The 23680-nt window shown below is 46.5% G+C and carries 17 protein-coding genes; 14 read left to right on the top strand and 3 right to left on the bottom strand.

Annotated elements, in window-relative coordinates; all coding sequences use genetic code 11:
• Window positions 1-12 precede the first annotated feature (12 nt).
• The 3 genes from NST25_RS29285 to NST25_RS29275 form a co-directional block, all read right to left on the bottom strand.
• Window positions 13-324: an antibiotic biosynthesis monooxygenase gene (locus tag NST25_RS29285; protein ID WP_340393033.1), complete on the bottom strand. Its 312-nt coding sequence runs from the start codon at window positions 322-324 to the stop codon at window positions 13-15.
• A gap of 835 nt (window positions 325-1159) precedes the next feature.
• On the bottom strand, window positions 1160-1879 hold the full coding sequence (locus NST25_RS29280; protein ID WP_036681981.1) for a 3-ketoacyl-ACP reductase: 720 nt from the start codon (window positions 1877-1879) through the stop codon (window positions 1160-1162).
• A 149-nt stretch (window positions 1880-2028) separates the two neighbouring features.
• Window positions 2029-3576, bottom strand: a complete 1548-nt coding sequence (locus tag NST25_RS29275; RefSeq protein ID WP_076182015.1) for an FAD-dependent oxidoreductase — start codon at window positions 3574-3576, stop codon at window positions 2029-2031.
• Between the two features lie 159 nt (window positions 3577-3735).
• Here NST25_RS29275 and NST25_RS29270 point away from each other — a divergent pair, with 159 nt between their 5' ends.
• From NST25_RS29270 to NST25_RS29205, 14 genes are all read left to right on the top strand, one after another.
• Window positions 3736-5094, top strand: a complete 1359-nt coding sequence (locus tag NST25_RS29270; protein WP_076123985.1) for a spore germination protein — start codon at window positions 3736-3738, stop codon at window positions 5092-5094.
• Window positions 5094-6194, top strand: a complete 1101-nt coding sequence (locus NST25_RS29265; RefSeq protein WP_076301457.1) for a GerAB/ArcD/ProY family transporter — start codon at window positions 5094-5096, stop codon at window positions 6192-6194. The genes NST25_RS29270 and NST25_RS29265 overlap by 1 nt, the downstream gene beginning before the upstream one ends.
• Window positions 6191-7288: a Ger(x)C family spore germination protein gene (locus NST25_RS29260; protein ID WP_076123981.1), complete on the top strand. Its 1098-nt coding sequence runs from the start codon at window positions 6191-6193 to the stop codon at window positions 7286-7288. Before NST25_RS29265 ends, NST25_RS29260 begins: the two co-directional genes overlap by 4 nt.
• Before the next feature lie 91 nt (window positions 7289-7379).
• Window positions 7380-7775 (top strand): transcriptional repressor, encoded by a 396-nt coding sequence (locus tag NST25_RS29255; RefSeq protein WP_076123979.1) that lies wholly within the window; start codon window positions 7380-7382, stop codon window positions 7773-7775.
• Between the two features lie 229 nt (window positions 7776-8004).
• On the top strand, window positions 8005-10008 hold the full coding sequence (locus tag NST25_RS29250) for a methyl-accepting chemotaxis protein (protein ID WP_179086281.1): 2004 nt from the start codon (window positions 8005-8007) through the stop codon (window positions 10006-10008).
• Between the two features lie 103 nt (window positions 10009-10111).
• Window positions 10112-10924 (top strand): uroporphyrinogen-III synthase, encoded by an 813-nt coding sequence (locus NST25_RS29245; protein WP_076282139.1) that lies wholly within the window; start codon window positions 10112-10114, stop codon window positions 10922-10924.
• A 205-nt stretch (window positions 10925-11129) separates the two neighbouring features.
• Window positions 11130-11768, top strand: a complete 639-nt coding sequence (locus tag NST25_RS29240; protein WP_076123974.1) for a ThuA domain-containing protein — start codon at window positions 11130-11132, stop codon at window positions 11766-11768.
• A 98-nt stretch (window positions 11769-11866) separates the two neighbouring features.
• Window positions 11867-12214 (top strand): phasin family protein, encoded by a 348-nt coding sequence (locus NST25_RS29235; protein WP_036681962.1) that lies wholly within the window; start codon window positions 11867-11869, stop codon window positions 12212-12214.
• Window positions 12215-13882 (top strand): AarF/UbiB family protein, encoded by a 1668-nt coding sequence (locus NST25_RS29230; protein ID WP_076182022.1) that lies wholly within the window; start codon window positions 12215-12217, stop codon window positions 13880-13882.
• A 390-nt stretch (window positions 13883-14272) separates the two neighbouring features.
• Window positions 14273-16072 (top strand): DEAD/DEAH box helicase, encoded by a 1800-nt coding sequence (locus NST25_RS29225; RefSeq protein WP_081383618.1) that lies wholly within the window; start codon window positions 14273-14275, stop codon window positions 16070-16072.
• 200 nt (window positions 16073-16272) lie between these two features.
• Entirely contained in the window at window positions 16273-17139 is an 867-nt protein-coding gene (locus tag NST25_RS29220) for a M15 family metallopeptidase (RefSeq protein ID WP_340393029.1), read from the top strand.
• Between the two features lie 141 nt (window positions 17140-17280).
• Window positions 17281-17757 carry a glutathione peroxidase gene (locus tag NST25_RS29215; protein WP_340393027.1) on the top strand — a complete coding sequence of 159 codons (477 nt, stop codon included), beginning with the start codon at window positions 17281-17283 and terminating at the stop codon, window positions 17755-17757.
• A gap of 248 nt (window positions 17758-18005) precedes the next feature.
• Window positions 18006-19640, top strand: a complete 1635-nt coding sequence (locus NST25_RS29210) for a formate--tetrahydrofolate ligase (RefSeq protein WP_076123967.1) — start codon at window positions 18006-18008, stop codon at window positions 19638-19640.
• A 334-nt stretch (window positions 19641-19974) separates the two neighbouring features.
• A complete protein-coding gene (locus NST25_RS29205) occupies window positions 19975-21339 on the top strand; it encodes an FAD-dependent oxidoreductase (protein ID WP_038573671.1) in 1365 nt (454 codons plus the stop codon).
• Window positions 21340-23680: the final 2341 nt, after the last annotated feature.

Raw genomic sequence — 23680 nt, 5'->3', positions numbered from 1 at the left:
TGGTCCAAATCCTTAGTTACTGGGCGTGCGGCTGATCATTAGTTCATATTTATCGATGGAAGCACCCAGGATTGCGTCATTACCACCAGCACCACGGTGCGACTGACGGAAGGACTCGCTGGAGGTCCAGCCTTTGAATGCATCCTCATTCTCCCATACGGTGCAGATTTTTAATTCCTCGACACCTTCCTGGGCATTTCCACGCCAAACCTCCATACGTACAAACCCTGGCATATCCTGCACACCATTATTTCCTCCGAAACGTTGAGCAATAGCTTCGCCGTGGCCTTCTTTTACTTTAATAGTATTAGTTACTACCAGCATGATAGATAAACCTCCGATCAGAAAGTTAGTATATTTTTCAGGACATTGTGAATCGAAATAGTATAACATGGGAACCTCGAAAATTAGCCAATATCTCAAGGTAACATCGTGATTTTCAACTAACAAAATAAAAGACCATCCCACAAGACACAAGAGTGCGGGCGTTTAATTGCACTTTGTACACTTAAATTATCCGTCACACCAGAAACGATCGAATAAGTGTATTCTCTGCAACTAATTTGTGCGAATCTGGTGAATCGCCGAGATTAGCCTTCTTTTAACTGTATAGAGTGCAATTAAAGTATGATTTCTACTCTAATTGCGCTGAATAGATGTACAAAGTGCAACTATTATCTATTTAAACGTTAAGCATTGTGCAAACTCAGGTACCTGCGAAAAATCAAAGTGTCTACTGCAAGTAAAGTGGCTATAGCAAGTTAAAGTAACTACTGCACGTTAAAGTAACTACCGCAATTAAAGTGCCACCTCAACCGTAATGTTACTCTAAGCCAAAGTGCCAACCCAACTCCAAAGTTTTTACTCAAAACCACCATTACAGCTAGCACCTAATTCCAGTCCCAGTTCCCTAATAAAGCCCCCAAATGAAGTTACATTGCAGAATGTGCAACAGAATAGCCTGAATGTTATCTGAATAAGGCAGTCTGTTGCATTCTGTACAATAGAATCAAGCCCAAATCGCCTAAAAAGGAGGGGAGCCACTAAACTGATTGCACCACGTGCAATCACCTAAGGCCTCACCCTCGTCTAGAGCGATTCTATTGCACAAAGTGCAATCACCCCAGATCACCCGGCTCCCCCCGCGTCCAGCGCGATTTTATTGCGGATTGGTGGTCCATAGTCCTGCTGTTTTTAGGAAGACGCGATCCGGCAGCTTCAAAGCTGTCAGTGCCAATTCAGCAACATCTTCAGGTTGCATCATGCGGTCTTCGTCACCGATTTTAAGTCCAGCATTGGAAGCTAGGCCAGTGTTGACGGTGCTTGGAGTCAAGGCTACGACGCGAATATTGTGTTTGCGCACTTCTTGTGCGAGGGCTTCGGTCATGCCCATGAGAGCGAACTTGGACGCGCAATAAGCAGAGCCTGTCGCGAAGCCACGTTCTCCGGCTGTGGATGAAATATTGATGATATTTCCGCCATTTTTCTCAATCATCGCAGGCAGTGCAGCACGAGTTACGTAATAAGTACCGTAAAGATTAACTTGGATGTGGCGCTCCCAGTCTGCAGGATCCATTTCTACTAAAGTGCCGAATTTTGCGATCCCGGCATTGTTGATTAATGCATCAAATGCTCCAAGCTCATTTTGCAGGGAAGCAACAGCACGTTCAGCTTCTTCGCGTACGGCGATATCGGCCACGGCAATGCTGACTTTAACGTCATATACTTCCGTTAAGGCTGATTTTAACGCTTCGAGATCACCTGAAGTTCTGGAGATCAGGCCTAAATTAGCACCTTCCTTAGCCAGTGCCATAGCCAAGGCTTTTCCGATCCCTTTGCCTGCACCAGTAATTACAACACTCTTTCCTCTCAAATCCATCTCTATCGTCACTCTCCTTCAAACTTTTTTTGAAGCAGCTGCTTCATTCAAGTCTTATTATACCTGAATGCTGTAGGGCAATTACAATCGCCCCTTAGAAAATGGCCTGCAAATTTTCATGAAGCCGAACTGCCTTTTCATGAAAGGTATTATTCATGGAGTTTCGTCAGCGGTACCGAAGCTGGGCCCTCTAAAACCTCGCCATCGTAGGAGAAGCGGGAACCATGGCAAGGGCAATCCCAAGAACGATCCCCGTTGTTCCATTCGCATTCACAGCCCATATGGGTACAGGTTCTATCCACCAGATGAAGTTTACCTTCTGGATCCTTATAAGCTCCCACACGTTTGCCATCATGGAACACAACGGCTCCTTCGTCAGCTTCCAAATCAGTTGTCTTTTTATGGACGATTTCCACTTTGCCCGCCACGAGCTCTTTTGCCACATTGGCATTTTGCACGATGAAGTTTTTTAGACTGGTGCCAGCTTTGAAGCGGGACGGATCGTACAATTCGGTATACGGATTATCTTTGCGCTGAATCTGATCCGAGATGATCTGTGCGGCCAGCGTACCGCTTGTCATGCCCCATTTTCCAAAACCTGTGGCGATATAAATCTCTTCGTTGTCAGAAATTTTACCGATGTAGGGCACTCTGTCTAGGGTGATTAAATCCTGTGCTGCCCAGCGGTAAGGGATTGTTTTGATGCCGAGCAGATTTCCTGCGAATAGCTCCAAATTCTCATAATGTCCTATCGTACAGATGCCCTGGCCTGTCTTATGGTTGTCTCCCCCGACAATGACCAGATTCCTGCCTTCCCACTCTACTGCACGAAGAGAACGGGTGGGTTCGCTTGCACTTAGATACATTCCACCCTCAAAATCCGTTTCAGGCTGGATCGCCAGACAGTAGGAACGTTCAGCATGCAGCCGCGAGAAATATAGTGCTCCTCCATCGTAGAATGGGAAATGAGAAGCTGAAACGGCGTAGCGGCAGGTGATCCGATGCTCGTCCTTTTCAGTAAAAAGCGTAAGCTTATCGTTCTTCTCCACCTTATCCGCCATCATCGTATGCTCATAGATTACGCCACCTTTATCCTGAATGACCTTCAGTAGCCCCTTCAGATATTGCAGCGGGTGAAAGCGGGCTTGTCCTGGTAATTTAATGGCACCACTCGCCATCAGAGGGATAGAGACGTTATCTAGCCATTCTCCGGGCAGACCCAATTGTTCATAGGCTTTATACTCTTCCTCCAGTTGTTTAAGCGTTTTATGATCTTCAGCATCCGCGTACAGAAAAGCCGCCTCATGTTTCATGCCGCAGGATACTTCAAGTTCCTCAGCCGTATTCTGGATCCAATTCATAGCCTCGCTGTTCGAGCGATAATAGAGCCGGGCTTGCTCCTGCCCAAAATGCTTTATCAAATGATGATAGATTAACCCGTGCTGTGCTGAGATTTTTGCACTGGTAAAACCCGTAGTGCCACTCAGAATTTCTCCGGCTTCTAAGAGCGTGACTTTGTAGCCTGCGTTGCTGAGGAGATAGGCTGTTGTAATGCCTGTAATTCCACCGCCTACCACTGCCACATCTGTAGAAATATCTTCAGCCAGCTTTGGAAAAGCCGGTAAATCCGTGGTATCTCTCCATAATGATTCCGGAAATTGTGGAAGACTTTGCGTTATTTTACGGTTTGGGTCCATCTATTATCCCTCCATCTTTACAATCTTCATCTCATTTATTACCACAGTCCTGTGAAAAGAAACTTCCCATTCCATCGTGCTGTGCATGAATTCAGAGAAACAGTGCCAAAATAAGGTGGAAACTGGGACGTAAAGGATAAATAGGAGGGATGATGTTCCATGTCAGTTCAACAGGATAAGGACAATATTTCTCTGGAATGGATCAAAGATCAGCTGAACGGGTTCGCGGATTTAATCGATAAAACAAGCGTTGCCCCTTTTGGGCAAATCAACCTGCTATATATCAAAAGTGTTACAGATGCGCAGACACTCAGCCGCCACGTGATTGCGCCGTTTTATGAAATGGAGAGTATTAGCGCTTATCAGGATTACATTATGACTTATCCGGGCACTGAAGAGGCGACTACGAGAGAGAAGGCGATCGACCTTTTGCTCAGTGGTTATGTGCTTCTGGGTATAAAAGATGTGATATATTTCTTCGATGCTATGAGTACGGAGAGCAGCGGTGTTAGTGAAACGTCTGCCGAAAGTATTTCACAGGGGCCGTCAGATGCACTGACAGAGGATATAGCGATTAATTTGAACATGATTCGGCGGCGTTATCAATCGACTAATCTCAAAATGGAGACCATGGTCATCGGCGATGTCTCTAAAACAAAGATAGCTATTTTATACGATGACAGTCGTGTTGACCATAACGTTTTAAAAGAATTAAGGGAGAAGATGGGAACGCTAAAGGTTGATATTTTGCAGGCTACAGGAGAGCTTGAGAAGTTTATAAGCAGTGACAAATTAAGAATACTCCCTAAGTCCATCATCACCGAAAGACCGGATAGAGTGGTGTTTAATTTGTCTGAAGGAAAAGTAGCGATAGTGCTGGATACAACCGGTTATGCGATAGTGCTGCCTTCTATTTTTAATGATTTCTTTACATCCATGGATGATAAAATACAATTTCCTATCGTGGGGCGATTCCTAAAGCTGCTTCGGATTATCGGTGTGTGCATGACGTTGTGGCTGCCTGCGCTCTATGTAACACTCACCTCGTATAACCCAGAGATTATTCGTGTGCAGATTGCCTTGCTTATTGCGGGCAGTCGTGCGACTGTGCCTTATCCATCTTTTGTGGAAGTGCTTTTAATGCTCATGATGATGGAGTTTCTGACTGAGGCGAGCTTACGGCTCCCCAAGGCAATTGGTCCAACGGCCACGACGGTAGGGGGGCTTATCTTGGGGCAGGCAGCGACGGCAGCAGGACTTGTAGGAAATATCATGATCATATTGGTTTCTGCTGTTGCGATATCTAATTTTCTAATTCCGCTGAATATGATGAGCTTGTCCATACGAGTGCTGAAGTATATTTTTCTAATTGCCGCAGCTTTTTTAGGATTGGTTGGGGTAGTAGTCTGTGTCGTGGGATTCGCAATGTATTTATGCAAACAGCGTACCTTCGGACAACCTTATTTCAGATTGTTTTTTCTCGATAATCTCGGCAAGAAGAAGGGTGGAGAGCATTGATGGCCAAAAGCCGTTATTTCTACTGTCTTTTTCTGATGAACAGCCTGATCAACATCATTAATTTTGTTCCAAGGGAACTAATAGACAGACGTTTTGGTGGCGCTTTGATGTCTATACTAATCGGAACGATTTTGGGCACTTTGTTTGTCTATATATTTACTGTACTGATTGCTAAATTCCCCGGCAAGGGGTTTCCGGAAATATTTGACTCTTTGCTTCCTAAGAATTTATCCAGAATCTTACTGGTCCTTTTTGCTGGCTTATGGTGTGTGGCCGGGGGAGTTACATTGCTTTCTTTTGTAGATATTACGCTGCGGTTTATCAGTCCGGATTCGAGTCCTTATACGGTTGTGATCAGTTTTTTAGTCTTGGTCTGCATCTGCTGTCGCTTCGATTCTCTATCACTCTTGTATGGGCTTGAAATCATTCTCAGCGTATCCTTACCTTTAATTATTTATGGCCTCGTAAAAGCATTGACCAATCCGGACTTTAATTGGGATTCTGTTCTGCAGGTCACTACATACTTCTGGCATAAGCCGGACCTAATGAGCCTTGCGGCGGCTACCTTTTCGTTTAGCGGTTACTTAAACCTGGCCATATTTAATCGGGTATTTCATGGGCTGAAGCTGAAGCATGTCTGGATTTTAGGGGTGGAGGGTCTTTTCGTATTACTCTTGACTTTTTTAGTTCCCATCGGCTATTTCGGAACCGTTGCTATTGATAGACATGTGTATACATGGTTCTCGACGGCCGACAGTATTCGGATGGAATCCTTTATTATTGAACGGATGCTGTTTATTTTTTATTTTGCCTATTTAAGTTTATCTCTGGTGAGTGTAATCGTTCATTGGCATGGAGGTTTAGAGCTTTTTAAAGGTGCTCTTTCATCTGCAAAAAAACAGTCCCCAAAAGCAGAGCGCTGGAAAGAGTGGGGGATCCTAGGCTTGTTTAGCGCGATGGTTCTTTCCTTAATGGGGCAGGATCAGTATCAACTTAATATGTTTGGTGCCTGGTTTCTGCAAATTCGCTGGTTTGGTGAGATGTTCATCATCGCTCTGTTGTTTTATTGTTATCGCAAAGCTAGGAGGGGGAAGCTATGAGAAGAGTACTTGCTGGAATTGGAATTACCTTGCTCCTTCTTCTTCCCGGTTGTGACTTCAAGGAGATTGATTTGCGGATTTTCGTGTTAGCGATCGGCGTTGACCAAGGTACAGAAGCAGGGAATTTTAAGATTAGCTTGAAGCTTGCCATCCCTCAGGGGGATGTTACTAAGATTGATGAGAAGATGCAAATCTTGACTGAGGAGTCTCCAAGCATTTCGGAAGCCCTTCGTAGAATGAAATCCAGAGTGGAAAAGGAGCTTGATTACTCCCATTGTAAATCAATTGTTTTGGGGGAAGGGGTTGCCCGTGAAGATATTCTCCATGTTATGGATTGGGCTGTGCGACGTAGAGATATCCAGCTTATTGTCAATTTTGCAATAGGGCGTCCGGAAGCACTTCAAGTGCTGAAGGTAAGACCCGAATCGGAGCGGATCCCATCGAATTCTCTTATTCTGGCTATGAGTGGACAAGGCACAGAGTCTCCATTTATTTCTAGTGTGTATTCCTTTCAGCTGATGAGAAATATCTTTGAGGAGGGGATTGATCCAATCCTGCCGATTATTGAGGCCAAAGGGGATAAGGAGTTTTTAATTGATAAAATTGCTCTGCTGAATAATGAGAAAATCAAAATGGTTCTTACGCCAAATGAGACCCGGCTATATAATCTGCTGTCACGCCCGAATCTGCGGACTAACTTACCCGCCCATTCCGAGGGAATTATGTTTCAATATTACACAGAGAGGTCATCCTCGCACTATAAAATCGTAACACCAGAGCAAGGGAAAGCTACTATTCGTTATCATATTAAGATAAAAGGTATTCTCGAAGAGAGTAGTAGCCCAGATCTGGTGACACATCACATGTTGAAGAAGATCCAGGAAGCCGGGGAAAAGGAATTGGAAGCGGATATCTTAGCATTGCTGACCAAAATACAAGCCAGTGGCCTAGATCCCTTGGGTTGGGGGCTGCATTATGGAGCAAGGCATTTTAATAACGATACGGAAATGAAAGTGTGGAAGGAGCTCTATTCTAAACTTGATTTCCAAGTGAAGGCTGATGTAAACATTAAATATTCAGGAATGATTAGGTAGCTTGTAAAGTAACATGTGGATAAAAATGGGATTGACGTTCCTATTCACAAGATTTATACTTGATCTAAAAATAAGTTAGAGGATGATAGGAATGAAAAGTCTAAATTTGACCTCCCAACGTCAAGCCGTTTACGATATCGTCCTTAATTCACATGACCATCCTACTGCTGCGGAAGTAATGAATCGGCTAGTAGAGCAGGGACATAGCTTAGCATACGGTACGGTATATAACTCTCTGCGTTATCTTTCAGATAAACAAATGATTCGTGAGCTTAAGCTTGGTGAAGCTGCCAGCAGATATGACGCACGTATGGATGATCACCAGCATATCATTTGTGAAGTTTGTGGAGCAGTGGATGAGGTTATGAATCAAGTTCCGCGTGAATGGATGAATACAGTGGCCAAGGATACCGGTTATACCATTGGTCATGCTCATGTAGTATTCGGGGGCGTCTGCCCAAACTGTAAGAACAAAAAGAATAATTAGGATAGAGGTGCCGGAGCCTGTGCTACGGTAATAATATGTATATCCGGAGAGACCGCTTTCATTGAGGCGGCCTTTTTTGTTGCATTTATATGACAATTCTCAAAAAAAATGAGAAAAACAAAGAAAGATAGGAGGAAAATCGGTTCCTAAAACAGATTTTAAATTATATATTAAGTCTGGTAAATGTATCCTTGCCTAAGACTGAGATGAGAGAGAGATGATGACGTCTATGAAAAAAAATGCGGGTATGACTATCCGTACCAAGTTAATTCTTACATACCTAATAATACTGCTGCTGCCCAGTATTATAATAGGCTGGCGAACCTATCAAGCTGCCAGCCAGGAAGTGGAAGATCAACTGGTGAACAATGCTACCGAAAGTGTGTTGGCCGTAAATGAAATCATTAACTCTAATATTCAATCCAAAATAGATGCGATTTCTTATTTTGCCGCGGAGTTTTCATCTGAGGGGATCAACAGTGAGGGATCTGGGGGGACTTCCTCTGCTGTAAAAGCCAGACTGAAGGAATATGTGGCGCTGCATCCGGATGTACTGGACATTTATGTGGGTACAAGCAATGGCAAGGCTATTCATGCTTTAGATGCTAAGCTGCCAGAGGGTTATGATCCAAGGCAGGAAAGCGCCTATATTAATTCTCTGAAGCAAGGAAAAGGGGCAGTGATTTCTCCGGCTTTTCAAACCGTAAATAAGGAAACCGCGATCGCGATATCAACGGTTCTTAAGGGCGGTGATGGGGTGATCACAATGAATCTTAACCTGTCTACTTTAGGGGAGCTGACCTCAATTAAGGTAGGCAAGGAAGGTTATATCCTCATCGTTGATAACAGCAAGAAGTTTCTAGTTCATCCTACAGAAGCTATCGGGCAGGAATCGTCTGATGATTTTGTTAAGAAAATGTTCGAGAAAGAACAAGGGGTCTTCGATTATGTCTTCAAGGATACGTCCAAAAAGATGACCTTTATGGTCAATGAACTGACGGGTTGGAGAATCGGAGGTACGATCAGCATTGATGAGGTTAACTCAGCAACTAGTGGAATTCGCGATACAGCTCTGCTTGTTATTGTAGTTTCCGTTCTGCTTGCGCTGGTTGTGATTTATTTTAATATTCAATCGATTTTGAGACCGCTTTTCCGGCTGCGGAAAGCAACTGCGGTGATAGCCAAAGGTGATCTGTCGGAAGACATGGGTGTTTTCCGTAAAGATGAAATAGGGCTGCTGGCAGAGAATTTTCAATTAATGGTGATCAGCTTGCGCGAGATGATCATTGGCGTGCAGGAGATGACAAGCAATGTATCCTCCTCAGCGGAAGAACTGACGGCTAGTGCGGATCAGACTGCCCAAACGATTGAGCAGGTGACCATAGCGATTCAGGACGTAGCGGCAGGGACGGAGCGACAGGTGGTTAGTGTACGAAAAGGAATGGAGAGCACTGCCGCTACAGCTAGTGAGGTCGAGCAGATTTCCACATATATGGAGCAAGTATCCACAATGATGGACAAGACTTCACTCTCAGCATCAGAAGGCAATGATTCGGTTATCAGCGTGGTGGACAAAATCAATGGTATCCATGAAACGGTCGGAGAGCTGGGCAGTGTAATTGACAAGCTGAATGAAAGAACCAGTCAAATTGAGGGCATTGTTGGTGTCATCACCGGGATTGCCCGCCAGACCAACCTGCTGGCTCTCAATGCTTCCATTGAGGCAGCCAGAGCCGGGGAACAAGGGCGTGGATTTGCGGTGGTTGCTGCCGAGGTGCGTAAGCTGGCAGAGGAATCAGAGAGATCCGCACATTTGATTGCCGAACAGATTACCGCTATTAATAGTGAAATGCTGCTGGTAACTCATACGATGGAAGACACCAGACAGCGCGTATCCGAAGGTATTGAGGCTGTGGATACTTCCGGACGTTCTTTCTCTCGTATCCGAAGAGCAGTAAAGAGTGCCGCGGAGAAGATTGAAGCCATGGGTGGGGTTGTGCAGACTTTATTGGTGGAATCTAATGATATGGAGAAGGCTATTGGGGAAATTCGCGGCATATCGGAAGAGGCGGCTGTGAATACGGAGACTATCGCAACTGCCGCACAAGAGCAGCTTGCTTCTGTAGAGGAGATGGCATCCTCGTCTACCGACCTTAGCCGTCTTGCAGAAGAACTGCAGAAGCTGGCGAGCCGCTTTAAGATAAACGCTTCTGGTAATAAGAATGATTTCTGATAGGAGAACCGTGCTTTTTATCTTCCCTTTTGAACTCCTTTGCAAGTATACTGATAAACAATAATGTTGGGTTAGGCAATGGAGAGAGGAGAGATAATAGGAAATGGCAGAGCAATTAAAAGGGATCACTGTCGCCTTGGCGGGTCCGCGCAAATCGGAAGAAATGGCCAAGCTGGTTCAGAATATGGGGGGGACGGCAGTAGGCCGGCCTGCTCAAGGGACTGTATTTCTTGATGACGAGGCCTTGCAGAAAGGTTTGAATGCATGGATCAATCAGCCTCCCTACTTGGCGATCCTGACTACAGGGATGGGACTTGATGCTCTCTTCGATATGGCTGAGCGAATGGGGATCGAAGAACGTTTCTTAGAAGTACTTTCTGGTTCTATTATTGCCGCACGGGGTTATAAGACAGTGAATGCTTTGAAAAAAAGAGGACTTACGCCGGAGGTTCGTGACGACGACGGAAGTACAATCGGATTGATTCGTGGGCTTCAATCCCTGAATTTGCAAGGGAAAGAAGTCGTTCTTCAGCTGCACGGCGATCCAGCTCCTCATATGCTTGCATGGCTGCAGGAGGCTGGGGCTACTACCCGCCAAGTGCTGCCGTATCGCCATACCCCACCTGAGCCGGGCGAACTGGAAAGATTGCTTCTAGAAATCATATCAGGCAAAATTGATGCCGTGGCTTTTACGAGTGCACCACAGTTTCGTTTCCTCTGTCAATTTGCCCGGGAACAGGGAAAGCTGGAAGAAATGCTGAAGTCTTTCGAGGATAAAGTGCTTGCTGTTTCTGTAGGACGGATTACCTCTGAGGCGCTTAAAGAAGAGGGCGTACAGCGTATCATTATGCCTGAGCATGAACGGATGGGAAGCATGATTGTAGAGCTAGGCAAATATGTGGCGGCGAATCGCTAAGTCACAAGTTGCGTCAGCTTTACACGAATGACGTTATCGCACAGAAGCATTCCCGCCTGTTATCATGGCCGGGGATGCTTTTTTACCCGGAAAAATAAGCCCAAAGAGCAATATACCTGCCATCTGCATGGACATTCGCGGCAGTTTTCCTTAGAATATAGGCAACATGTGACGAATAATAACAACGAATAAGGAGGAGGATCCCATGGACAAGAGAAAATGTCTATTACTTGGTGATTACACCCATCCCCGGTTTCATCCACTTCAAGGAGTGGACCAACAAATTAGTGAGATCTTAAATGATTTATTAACCGTGCAATGTTCAGAAAATAAAAAATTAATGCGCATTGAGCATTTAGCAAGTTATGACCTATGTATTGCTTACAATGAATTGTGGAACGAAACAGTCTCCCCTCAACAAACGGCTGGTTTGCTCAGCTATGTAAGTGGAGGAGGCGGACTCATTGTTCTTCATACGGGAGCTTCGCTGACGAAACGTAACGAGCTTGCACAGCTAATCGGGGGTCGATTTAACGGACACACAGCTTACGAACCCCTGAACTTCAAAGTGCTAGAGCATGACATCACCGAAGGTGTGGAAGATTTCCAATTGGATGAGGAGCCCTATCATTTTGAATTTGACCCGTTCACAGAACGGACTATTCTACTTCAATATGAATCTGAGGGGCAATGGATTCCAGCTGCATGGTGCCATAGCTATGGTTTAGGACGAGTAGTATTCCTTATGCCTGGTCATCATGAACCCTCCTTCCGTCATCCGGCACTACGTAAACTAATTCTACAGGCGGCTACTTGGGCTGCCCGTATTCCGGTCACTAACTAAGCAATGTTGTGTTTTTTTTGAAATACGTACACAGTGGGGTATACTTTAATCATAAACTCCGTTATGTAATGAAACGGAATCTTTGGGAGGAAAGTGCCATGAGTGATTTGTTTAAAAAAGCGATCTCTTTAGGAGTGGGCCTCACCATTGTCAGTAAGGAAAAAGTAGAGAAGGTTGTTGAAGAACTAGTGAAACGCGGGGAGCTTGCTCCTTCGGAATCTAGGGCTCTCGTCGATCGGTTGATTGAACGTGGTGAGGAAGAACGAGGCATGTTCAAATCTGCTGTACAAGAGCAAGTACAACGCGTGCTGAAGGAAATGAATGTGCCTGTACAAAACGATATTGCCGAGCTGGAAGGGCGAATTGCAGTATTGGAGCGCCGGTTGGCCGAGCTAGAGGGAATTTCCCATCTAGAGGGAACATCGGCGGAAACGCGTTCGGACTAAATGGCAGTACGCATTAGACATGCCGGACGTTACCGGGCAATTGCCATGGCGCTTATGCGCCATGGTTTTGGCTATATGGTGGAAGAGCTGGGGCTCTATCACTTACTATCCCTTCCACGTCGTCTTGTAACGCAGGAAGCACACACAAGCCTTACGCTCGGGGAGCGGATTCGGCTGGTGCTGGAGGATTTGGGTCCAACCTTTATTAAGCTGGGACAACTCGCCAGTACCCGTTCAGATCTGCTGCCTGATTCTATTATTCAGGAATTGGTAAAACTACAGGATAATGTGCCTCCTTTTCCTGTCGACCGCGTGCGCGCGATCATTGAGCAGGAACTGGACCAGCATATGGATGAAATCTTTAATTCTTTTGAGGATACGCCACTTGCTGCGGCATCCATCGGTCAGGTGCATAGGGCTGTGCTTCACAGTGGACAAGTCGTAGCTGTTAAAGTTCAACGTCCTGGTATTCTGCGAACGATGAGCAGGGATTTGGAAATTCTCAAAGATTTAAGCATGCTTGCTGAAAAGCGGCTCGCTTGGGCGAGGCAATATCAGCTGTGCCGTATGGTAGAGGAGTTCTCGAAATCGCTGCTTGGCGAGCTGGATTACAGCCAAGAGGGGCGTAATGCAGAGAAAATCGATCAACAGATGGATTATGAGGGAGTGTACATCCCGGATATCTATTGGGACTATACGTCAACACGAGTGCTGACGATGGAATATGTGGTAGGGACAACACTGAGTCGTCGCGATGAGTTGCTGAGTAAAGGCGTTAAGCTTAAAGCCATTGCTCAGCAACTTGTGGAGATGATGCTTAGACAAATCTTCATTCATGGTTTTTTCCATGCTGATCCTCATCCGGGCAATGTTATACGGATGGGTGATGGAAAGCTGGCTTTGATTGATTTTGGCATGATGGGTCGGCTGAATGAGGAGATGAAGGAGCAGCTGTCTGCACTTATTATCGCTCTGATGCGCAAAAATACGGATGCAATGGTCCGGGCAATTTTGCGTCTTGGAGTCATTCCCGAGGATGCTGATCGAAGTGCGCTGCATGATGATATGGATCGGCTGCGGGATGAATATTATGATGTTCCATTTAGCAAAATGAGTATAGGCAAAGCCCTGAATGATCTGTTCGGCATAGCGCGAAAACACCGTCTAGTACTGCCGCCGGATTTGACGATGTTAGGGAAGACAATGCTCACGCTGGAGGGAGTCATCAGCAACTTAGATCCAACCATCAGTATTTTGGAGATGGCGGAACCCTTTGGGCGGGAACTTGTGAAGCAGCGCTTTAGCGGCAGTCGATTGCAGCGTAAGTTCCTGGGAGGCGTAGCGGACTTAACAGAGAGTCTGCTGGAGCTTCCTGGGCAGGCAAAGCAGTTATCCGCGCTGATCAGTAAGGGGAAGATAAAGGTGGAGATTGTGGCACCTGAGATGCAGAATCTGGAGCGTAAGCTGGACCGGGTAGGTAACCGTTTAGCTTTCAGTATTGTGATGCTCGCGTTTAGCATCATCATGACAGGACTCATAATTGGTACTGCGATGCGTGGACAGCCTTCAGTGTTATGGAATTTCCCTACAGTGGAGGTTGGCAGCGTAGTGGCTCTTCTGATGTTCTTGTGGCTGATCTATGCGATTTTTAAATCGGGAAGGTTCTAGCTTAAGGGATTTGAATAATTATTCTTCAGCAGTTTCACACAAATGCCTTTCTATCAAGTACAATATAAAAGATAACTTTCTAAGCTTAACTTTACTTCTATTGTATAAAGTGGAATGGAACGCAAATGGAGTGCCGTCTTAACGTCCGGTGGATCGCTGCTGCCCAGAAACCGAACTTTGACCGCACTCTTTTAACGGGTCAAGGGATACATGGGACGGAAGGATGCCGGTGACGGTGTTCTTCCGCTTTTGTTTGAATATAGCTGAATGTGAAGCATATGCCCCAGAACAGGACAGCCTATGCAGGCTGCCTCATACAGGGCTTTTGAAGACGGAAGTTAAGAAAGAGATGTAATCAAATTAAACCGAGAAAATAGTGAGGTGGAGAATTTGCCGGGATTTAAAGATTTAGGAGTTTCAGAATTACTGTGTACATTGCTTCAAAGTCAAGGCATTGTTAAGCCTACGCCAGTGCAACAGGAAGCCATTCCGCCATTGGTGCAGGGCTTGGACGTAATAGCTAGAGCGAAGACAGGTACAGGGAAGACTTTGGCCTTTTTGCTGCCAATTATGGACAAGATCCATACGGAGCGGGCTTACCCTCAGGCGCTGATTATGGCTCCAACACGTGAGCTGGCTTTGCAAATTACAGAAGAGGCACGCAAGCTGGCGCGTCACACGGATATCAAAATATTGGCGGTTTACGGGGGTCAGGATGTAGAGAAGCAACTGCGCAAGCTGGAAGGCGGCAGACATCTTATCATCGGTACACCGGGCAGACTTTTGGATCATATGCGCCGGGAGACGCTGGATCTTAGCGGCGTAAAAATGCTCGTTCTGGACGAAGCCGATCAAATGCTGCACATGGGCTTCTTGGAGGATGTTGAGACCATCATTACGGCTGTCCCTTATCGTCGTCAGACTATGTTGTTCTCCGCGACAATGCCTGATCCGATTAAACGTCTCGCTGCTAATTACATGAAAGAGCCACTGGATATCATCATTAAGAGTGGTTCTCCGATTCCGCTGGATAATATAAAACAGCAAGTAGTGGAATGCTCGGACCGTAATAAAGAAGAAGCGCTCAAATCCCTCATTGAACGGGATCGTCCTTACTTGGCTATTATTTTCTGCCGGACGAAACGACGGGTATCCAATTTGAACGAAGCGCTGCAAGCAGCCGGTTATGAATGTGACGAGCTGCACGGTGATTTGTCCCAAGGTAAACGTGAAGGCGTGATGAAAAGATTCCGTGATGCGAAGCTGCAGCTGCTTGTAGCGACAGACGTAGCAGCTCGGGGTCTGGATGTTGAAGGTATTACTCACATCTTTAACTATGATATGCCGCTTGATGTGGATAGCTATATTCACCGGATCGGCCGGACTGGCCGTGCTGGAGGCAAAGGGCTTGCAATAACTTTCGTATCTCCACGTGATCAAGAGGGTCTGGATTTGATCGAGCATGGCATCTCGCAGCGGCTGGATCGCCGCCGTTACGAGAAGGATGAATTCGGCGTTGGCGAATTCATCCCTGTGCAGGGCGGCGGACGCCACGGCGGTCGCCAAAGCGGCGGCGCTGAAGCAGCGCGCACGGGCCGCGGGCCGAAGACCGGCGGCTCTGGCCGCGGCGGAGCTCCGCGCGGCGAAGGCGGAGCGCGGCAAGGTGGCCGTGGCCGCGGTAAAGAAGCAGGCGGCTGGGGCGCGCCTGCAGAAGGTCGCCGCGGTCGTTCCGATGCGGCGGCGGGCAAGCGTGGCGGCAGCGGCTATGACGCTGCTGCTCCTAAGGGCGGCGGCAAGGCTGCCGGCGTAGTGCGAGTAGGCGGCGGCTATGGCGCCTTCGCCTCCCGAGGCGAAGCGTCTGCCAGCGGTAACGCGGCAACGCCTAGCGCCGGTTCGCGCGGTGCGAACCGGAAGGGCGGACCAAGCACTGGCTACAGTGAGAACGTAGCTAGAGGTGCGGACGGCGGTGCATACACTGGAGGCACTCCACGTGGCGGCTTAGGCAGCGGCTACGGTGCAGGCCCGTCTAGAGGCGGCAAAGGTGGTAAAGGCAGCAAAGGTGGATACGCCGGTGCCAAGGGTGGCGCTGCTGGCAAAGGCGGCCGCAACAGCGGCGGCGGATCTTCACGCGGTGGCCGTAGCAATGGATCCGGTGGCTTTAAAAGCGGCGGTCGCGGCACTTCCAGATAAAGTTAGTAGAGTTTTATAGATGAAACTTGTTACCATAGGGTAGTTAGCGCTGAAGCTAATGACCTATGGTAACCTTTATTTTATAGCGTGGAACATATTGATTTTTATATTAAAAATAGGTTCTTAGTGAAACATTTATGAAGGAAAGCCTGTCTAATAGATAAATAGAATGTTCGGCTTCGAGGAGGAAGAACTTACAGATGTCAAAAAAATTTAAAATTATAATCTTGTTAATTGTCGTTATTGCTATCGGTTGGGGAATAGGAAAGTACACGTCTCCTTCTGCTTCGGAGAGTAACGGTTCAAATATAAATGTGGGGGATAATCTTCAAGGTGAGCCTGGGGAGACGGGGGAAAGTGATGGAGGGGGGATTACAGACCCGGCAGTAGCTGATCCATCGGATACAACAGATCCATCAGAACCCTCTAGTCCGCCTGAATCAGGCGGTGATAATGCAGGTAGTGTTCCAGATCCTATATCTGCAGAGCCTGATAGTATTACAGTGATGGTAAATAAGCAGTATGGTTTGCCTGATAATTATAAACCAACGGATCTTGTCTATCCTGATGTCCGGTTTACCTTCAAAGAGAAAATCGAAAAGCGTATGATGCGCAGCGAAGCCGCTAAAGCCTTGGAGAAGATGTTCGCAGGTGCAGAGGAAGACGGAATTTATTTAGCAGGCGTTTCTGCCTACCGCTCACAGGCAACCCAGACGACTTTGTATAACCGTTATGTGGAGAGAGATGGGGAAGAAAAAGCCCGTACTTACAGTGCAGTCCCTGGCTATAGCGAGCATCAGACCGGGCTGGCTATTGATGTCTCGGGAAGCGACGGCAAGTGTGCCGCTGAGAGCTGTTTTGGTGGGACGAAGGAAGCCGAGTGGTTGGCCAAGCATGTAGGGGAATATGGTTTTATCATCAGATATCCTGAAGGTAAGCAAGACATTACCGGATATAAGTACGAGCCTTGGCATATCCGTTATGTAGGTAAGGACATTGCTGCCTATATCAATGAGAAGGATATTACGTTGGAAGAATATTATGACGCAATTCCGGTATCGAAATAACACAGACGCAGAGAGCAGTCCTATGAAATTTGTAGGGCTGCTTTTTCTATGGCTATAAAAAGAGTTCAGAAGTTGCATTCCCTTACAGTTCGGGTAAGATACGTAGTGTAGTCTAAGTAAAAGGAAAGAAGGGGAATAAAGATGTCGATCTACAATTTTGCCGGCGTTACACCTTCGGGTAAAGAAGTGCCGTTTGCGGAGTATGAAGGTAAGGTGCTGCTGATTGCTAATACGGCTAGTAAGTGCGGACTTACGCCACAGTATGGAGATCTTCAGAAACTATACGAACAGTATAGCGATCAAGGACTTGTAGTATTAGGATTCCCCTGCAACCAGTTTGCGGGCCAAGAGCCAGGTACGAGTGAAGAGGCTGAGGAATTCTGTCAGATTAATTATGGAGTTACCTTTCCGGTATTCGCCAAAGTTGATGTTAATGGACCGGATGCCAGCCCGCTTTTCAATTATTTGAAGGAGCAGCAGCCTGGTTCTGGGGACAGCAGTGACATTAGCTGGAATTTCACGAAATTTCTAATTGATCGCAGCGGCAATGTAGTGGCTCGTGTGGAGCCCAAAGAATCGCCGGAAACGATGAAACAACATATTGAGTCACTACTGTAGATCCATTATGGGGTCAGTTGCAGAGTGATCTTCCAAGTATCCCCTCGACTCGGTTTCGACCGATGCTCGCGGGGATTTTCTTTTTTTAAAGGATTAATGGAGATTGCCTTGAATTTTTATTGTGATAAATTATACTTGACGCTTTAAAAAGACGATGTATCCTTTGAAGAGAATATAGCAACTGTGCGAACATGCATAAAAAAGCGGAGTACAGCAGGATAATAACGGCAGGAGGGTTTTATACAAGCATGAAGTTAATTACAGAGGTAGCAGCACAAGCAGGAATCGACGAGCAGCATCTGGAACTATACGGCAAATATAAAAGCAAACTCTCACCTTCCTTATGGGAGGATATGAAAAACAAGCCAGATGGCAAGCTGGTTCTGGTCACTGCGGTGAATCCGACCCCTGCTGGAGAGGGTAAGACCTTAACAACCATCGGGTTGGCGCAGGCAATGAATGCAGCAGGTGTGAAGACTGTGGCTGCTTTACGTGAGCCCTCGCTTGGGCCTTGCTTAGGGATGAAGGGCGGTGCAACAGGCGGCGGGAAGTCGCAGATTGTTCCGGCTGATGAGATTAATTTGCACTTTACCGGTGACATTCATGCGGTAACTTCTGCGCATAATTTATTGTCCGCAATGATTGACAATCATATCTTCCAAGGCAATGAGCTGGGACTGGATCCGCAGCGTATCGTTTGGAAACGTGTCATGGATATGAACGACCGCAGCCTACGCAGTATTGTGACTGGGCTCGGGGACGGAAATGGAGCGGTACGGGAAAGTGGCTTTCAGATTACAACGGCTTCTGAGATTATGGCTGTGTTATGCTTATGCGATAACCTTATTGATCTCAAGAAGCGTTTAAACCGTATTCTGATTGGATATGACCAAGAGGGACAACCGGTAACAGCCGAGCAAATCGGGGCCGTTGAAGCGATGACAGCGCTGCTTAAGGAAGCAGTTAAGCCAAACTTGGTACAGACTCTGGAAGGTACGCCTGTTATTGTACACGGGGGGCCGTTTGCGAATATCGCTCATGGCTGTAGCAGTGTTATTGGCACTCGTTATGCCCTTAAGCTGGGAGATGTTGTGGTCACCGAAGCAGGCTTCGGAGCGGATCTTGGTGCAGAGAAATTCATGGATATCAAATGCCAACAGGCCGGGTTAACCCCTTCTGCTGCTGTTCTTGTCGTAACTGTTAAGTCCTTAAAATATAACGGTGGTGTGCCTAAAGGTGAGCTTCTAACCGAGAATCGGACGGCGCTTCGCGCGGGATTGGTGAACTTAGAACGTCATGTAGAGAATCTCGGTAAATTTGGAGTCCCTGTTTTAGTTGCCATAAATCATTTTGAAGGGGACAGTGAGGGCGAGATTAATGATGTATTGGAGGCCTGCCGCAATTTAAACGTGCCAGCCGCGATCTCAAAAGTATGGGCGGAAGGTAGTGCAGGTGGACAGGAATTGGCTTCTGAACTGAACAAGCTCTTGGACAATAGTGGCCCGAGCCAGTTTGCTCCTCTGTATGAGAAGGATCTCGACATTTCATCCAAAATCAACAAAATTGTCCGTGAGATCTACCGCGGGGCAGAAGTGAACTTTTCTCCGGCGGCTAAGCGGAGTCTGGCGGTTATCGAGCGGCTTGGGCTAAATGATCTTCAAGTATGTTTGGCGAAGACGCCTTATTCCTTCTCCGACCAGCCTAGACTCCTCGGAGCACCGGAAGGCTTTACGATTGGTGTCCGAGATATTACCCTTTCGCTTGGTGCAGGTTTTGCGGTAGTTATTACAGGCAACATCGTTACGATGCCAGGTCTGCCAGCTAAGCCAGCCGCTGAGGGACTATGGATGGATGAGGACGGAGAGATTCACGGTTTGGTGTAAAAGTGTTTTAATAAAAGGCTTCTCCTTGTTGGTATTAGAGGGGAGGCCTTTTTTTATGCTTCCTTTGGATTCCTGCAAATGCGGATCATAATGTACCTCCCACGTGGCAAAGCTAACGGAGTCGCATTCGGCAGCAGTGGCGGAAAAAACTTAAAATTGTGAACAATATGAGGATATAGGTAAAAAAGACTTGTAATGTGATAAATATCACAATATAATCAGTTTATAAAGTGAAATAAATCACAACTAACCCATTGTTGATCAGATTCCATCATTGATCGGTCATGCAAGTCAAATATATAACCCGATTGTCCATTTGAAGGAGGAAGAAATAATGAAAGTAGCTGTCATTGGATGTACCCATGCCGGAACCGCCGCAATTGTGAATACTGCTCAGCTTTACCCGGATGCCGAGATTACTGTATATGAGCGTAATGATAATATTTCCTTCTTATCCTGTGGGATTGCCTTGTATGTAGGTGGAGTGGTTAAAGACCCAGAGGGGCTATTCTATTCTTCACCAGAAAAGCTTGCAGAGCTTGGCGTAAAGACCAATATGCGTCATGAAGTAACTGCAGTGGATACGAAGTCCAAAACATTGCGTGTACGCAATCTGGAGACAGGCCACGAGTTCGCTGATACCTACGATAAGCTGATTATGACTACAGGTTCATGGCCGATTGTACCGAAGCTTGAAGGATTTGAACTCGAGGGGATTTTACTTTCCAAGAACTATGATCATTCCAACACTATTATAGAAAAAGCTAAACAAGCAAATAAAATCACCGTCGTCGGCGCTGGATATATCGGCGTAGAACTGGTGGAAGCTTTTCAAATGAATGGCAAGCAAGTTACACTAATTGATGGTGAAGATCGCATTCTGAGTAAATATCTGGACCAGGAATTTACTGCACCGATCGAACAATCTTTTCAGGATCATGGGATTAAATTGGCACTGAATGAGAAGGTTAGCTCTTTTGCAGGCAAAGACGGTAAGGTAACAAAGGTTATTACAAGCAAAGGTGAGCATGAGACAGATCTGGTCATTCTCTGCATTGGTTTCCGTCCTAATACTGAACTCTTAAAAGGTCAAGTCGATATGCTGCCCAATGGTGCCATTGTAGTCAATAACTATATGCAGACTAGCTGCCCGGATGTATATGCCGCTGGCGACAGCTGTGCGATTCATTACAACCCTACAGGCAAACACGCCTATATCCCACTGGCAACCAATGCCGTGCGGATGGGAACCTTAGTTGCACGCAACTTGGTAACAGAGACCATTCCTTATATGGGTACACAAGGGACTTCGGGCATTAAGATTTATGAAGACAATATCGCTGCAACAGGGCTTACTGAAGAAGGAGCTAAGGCTGAAGGAATGGACGTAGAAACCGCCATGATTATTGATAACTACCGTCCGGAATTTATGCCCACCTTTGAGCAGGTACAGTTAAAAGTAGTGTTTGATCGCGCCACACGCCGTATTCTCGGGGCTCAAATTATGTCCAAGATGGATCTGACGCAATCGATCAACACAGTGTCTGTATGTATTCAAAATCATATGACAATCGACCAACTAGCCTTTATCGATTTCTTCTTCCAACCGCATTACAACAAACCTTGGAACTTCCTGAATACAGTAGGTCTTCAAGCGCTGCCGACAACAGTACCAAGCAAAGAGGCTGTAACGGTTTAAAAAGGGACGTTGTTCCTGAGTGATTTATCGAAGAATAAGACAGCCTTGTAAAGCTAGAGAAGCAGTGATCCTCCTGTTACGGGAGGATCACTGCTTTTTTTTGTTAGGTGCTGAATAGCTGCTTGGGTAGATGCAATCCAATGGCTTCGGTGATGGTAGTAAGTCAAATGTGCTCGAAAGTTACGACTAGGGTCAACTGAGTCCGATCGTGCTGAGTCACCACCTTCTGCAGAAGCTTCCGGACTCAGGAGCTCTGTATAAGGTCAACTGAGTCCGATCGTGCTGAGTCATCGCCCTCCGCAGAAGCTTTCGGACTCAGAAGCCGCTAATTAGCAAATAATCGCCGTTTGAGCGTGGTTTCGGACTCCAATGCAGCTATTACATAGAATGAGTTACAACTAGTGTGTTTTTCGTGCTAATAGCGACCATGGGGTCCGATAGCGAGCTAAATTTGCTCAAAAGCTCTGTATAAGGTCATCTGAGTCCGATCGTGCGGAGTCACCGCCCACCTCAGAATTTTCCAGACTCAGAAGCCGCTATTTAGCAAATAATCGCCTTTTGAGTGTGATTTCGGACTCCAGTGCAGCTATTACATAGAATGAGGTACAACTAGTGTGTTTTTCGTGCCAATAGCGACTATAGGGTCCGATAGCAAGCCAAATGTGCTCGAAAGCTACGAATAGGGTCAACTGAGTCCGATCATGCTGAGAAACCGCCCACCTCAGAATTTTCCGGACTCAGAAGCCGCTATTTAGCAATTAATCGCCGTTTGAGCGTGATTTCGGACTCCAGTGCAGCTATTACATAGAACGAGGTACAACTAGTGTGTTTTTGGTGCTAATAGCGACTATGGGGTCCGATAGCGAGCCAATTGTGCTCGAAAGTTACGATTAGGGTCAACTGGGTCCGATCGTGCTGAGTCATCGCCCCCCGCAGAAGCTTTCGGACTCAGAAGCCGCTAATTAGCAAATAATCGCCGTTTGAGCGTGGTTTCGGACTCCAGTGCAGCTATTACATAGAATGAGGTAAAACTAGTGTGTTTTTGGTGCCAATAGTGACTATGGGGTCCGATAGCGAGTCAAATGTGCTCGAAAGTTACGAATAAGGTCAACTGAGTCTGATCGTGCTGAGTCATCGCCCCCCGCAGAAGCTTTCGGACTCAGAAGCCGCTAATTAGCAAATAATCGCCGTTTGAGCGTGGTTTCGGACTCCAATGCAGCTATTACATAGAATGAGGTACAACTAGTGTGTTTTTCGTGCTAATAGCGACTATGGGGTCCGATAGTGAGTCAAATGTGCTCGAAAGCTAAGATTAGGGTCATCTGAGTCCGATCGTGCTGAATCATCGCCCTCCGCAGAAGCTTTCGGACTCAGAAGCCGCTAATTAGCAATAAATCGCCGTTTGAGTGTGCTTTCGGACTCCAATGCAGCTATTACATAGAATGAGGTACAACTAGTGTGTTTTTCGTGCCAATAGCGACTGTAGGGTCCGATAGCGAGCCAAATTTGCTCAAAAGCTCTGTATAAGGTCACCTGAGTCCGATCATGCTGAGAAACCGCCCACCTCAGAATTTTCCGGACTCAGAAGCCGCTATTTAGCAATTAATCGCCGTTTGAGTGTGATTTCGGACTCCAGTGCAGCTATTACATAGAATGAGGTACAACTAGTGTGTTTTTGGTGCTAATAGCGACTATGGGGTCCGATAGCGAGCCAAATGTGCTCAAAAGCTACGAATAGGGTCAACTGAGTCCGATCGTGCCGAGTCATCGCCCCCCGCAGAAGCTTTCGGACTCAGAAGCCGGTATTTAGCAATTAATCGCCTTTTGAGTGTGATTTCGGACTCCAGTGCAGCTATTACATAGAACGAGGTAAAACTAGTGTGTTTTTCGTGCTAATAGCGACCATGGGGTCCGATGGCAAGCCAAATGTGCTCGAAAGTTGCGATTAGGGTCAACTGAGTCCGATCGTGCTGAATCATCGCCCTCTGCAGAATTTTTCGGACTCAGAAGCCGCTATTTAGCAAATAATCGCCTTTTGAGTGTGATTTCGGACTCCAGTGCAGCTATTACATAGAATGAGGTACAACTAGTGTGTTTTTGGTGCCAATAGCGACTATGGGGTCCGATAGCGAGCCAAATGTGCTCAAAAGCTACGTATAAGGTCAACTGAGTCCGATGTCCGGGTGTGGGCCAAATATGCTCAAAAGCTACGATTAGAGTCATCCGAGTCCGATAGAATGCCGATAGTGAAGTATGACTATAGTGAGGTATGACTACAGTGAGGTATAGCTACTGTGAGATCTAGCTGCATATAAGGACAACTGTGTCCGATAGCTGCTGC

It is taken from the genome of Paenibacillus sp. FSL E2-0190, assembly GCF_037992965.1.
Taxonomy (GTDB): Bacteria; Bacillota; Bacilli; order Paenibacillales; family Paenibacillaceae; genus Paenibacillus_AQ; species Paenibacillus_AQ odorifer.
Note: the sequence above shows the minus strand (reverse complement) of the source record. Positions and strands in the feature narration are given on the sequence as shown.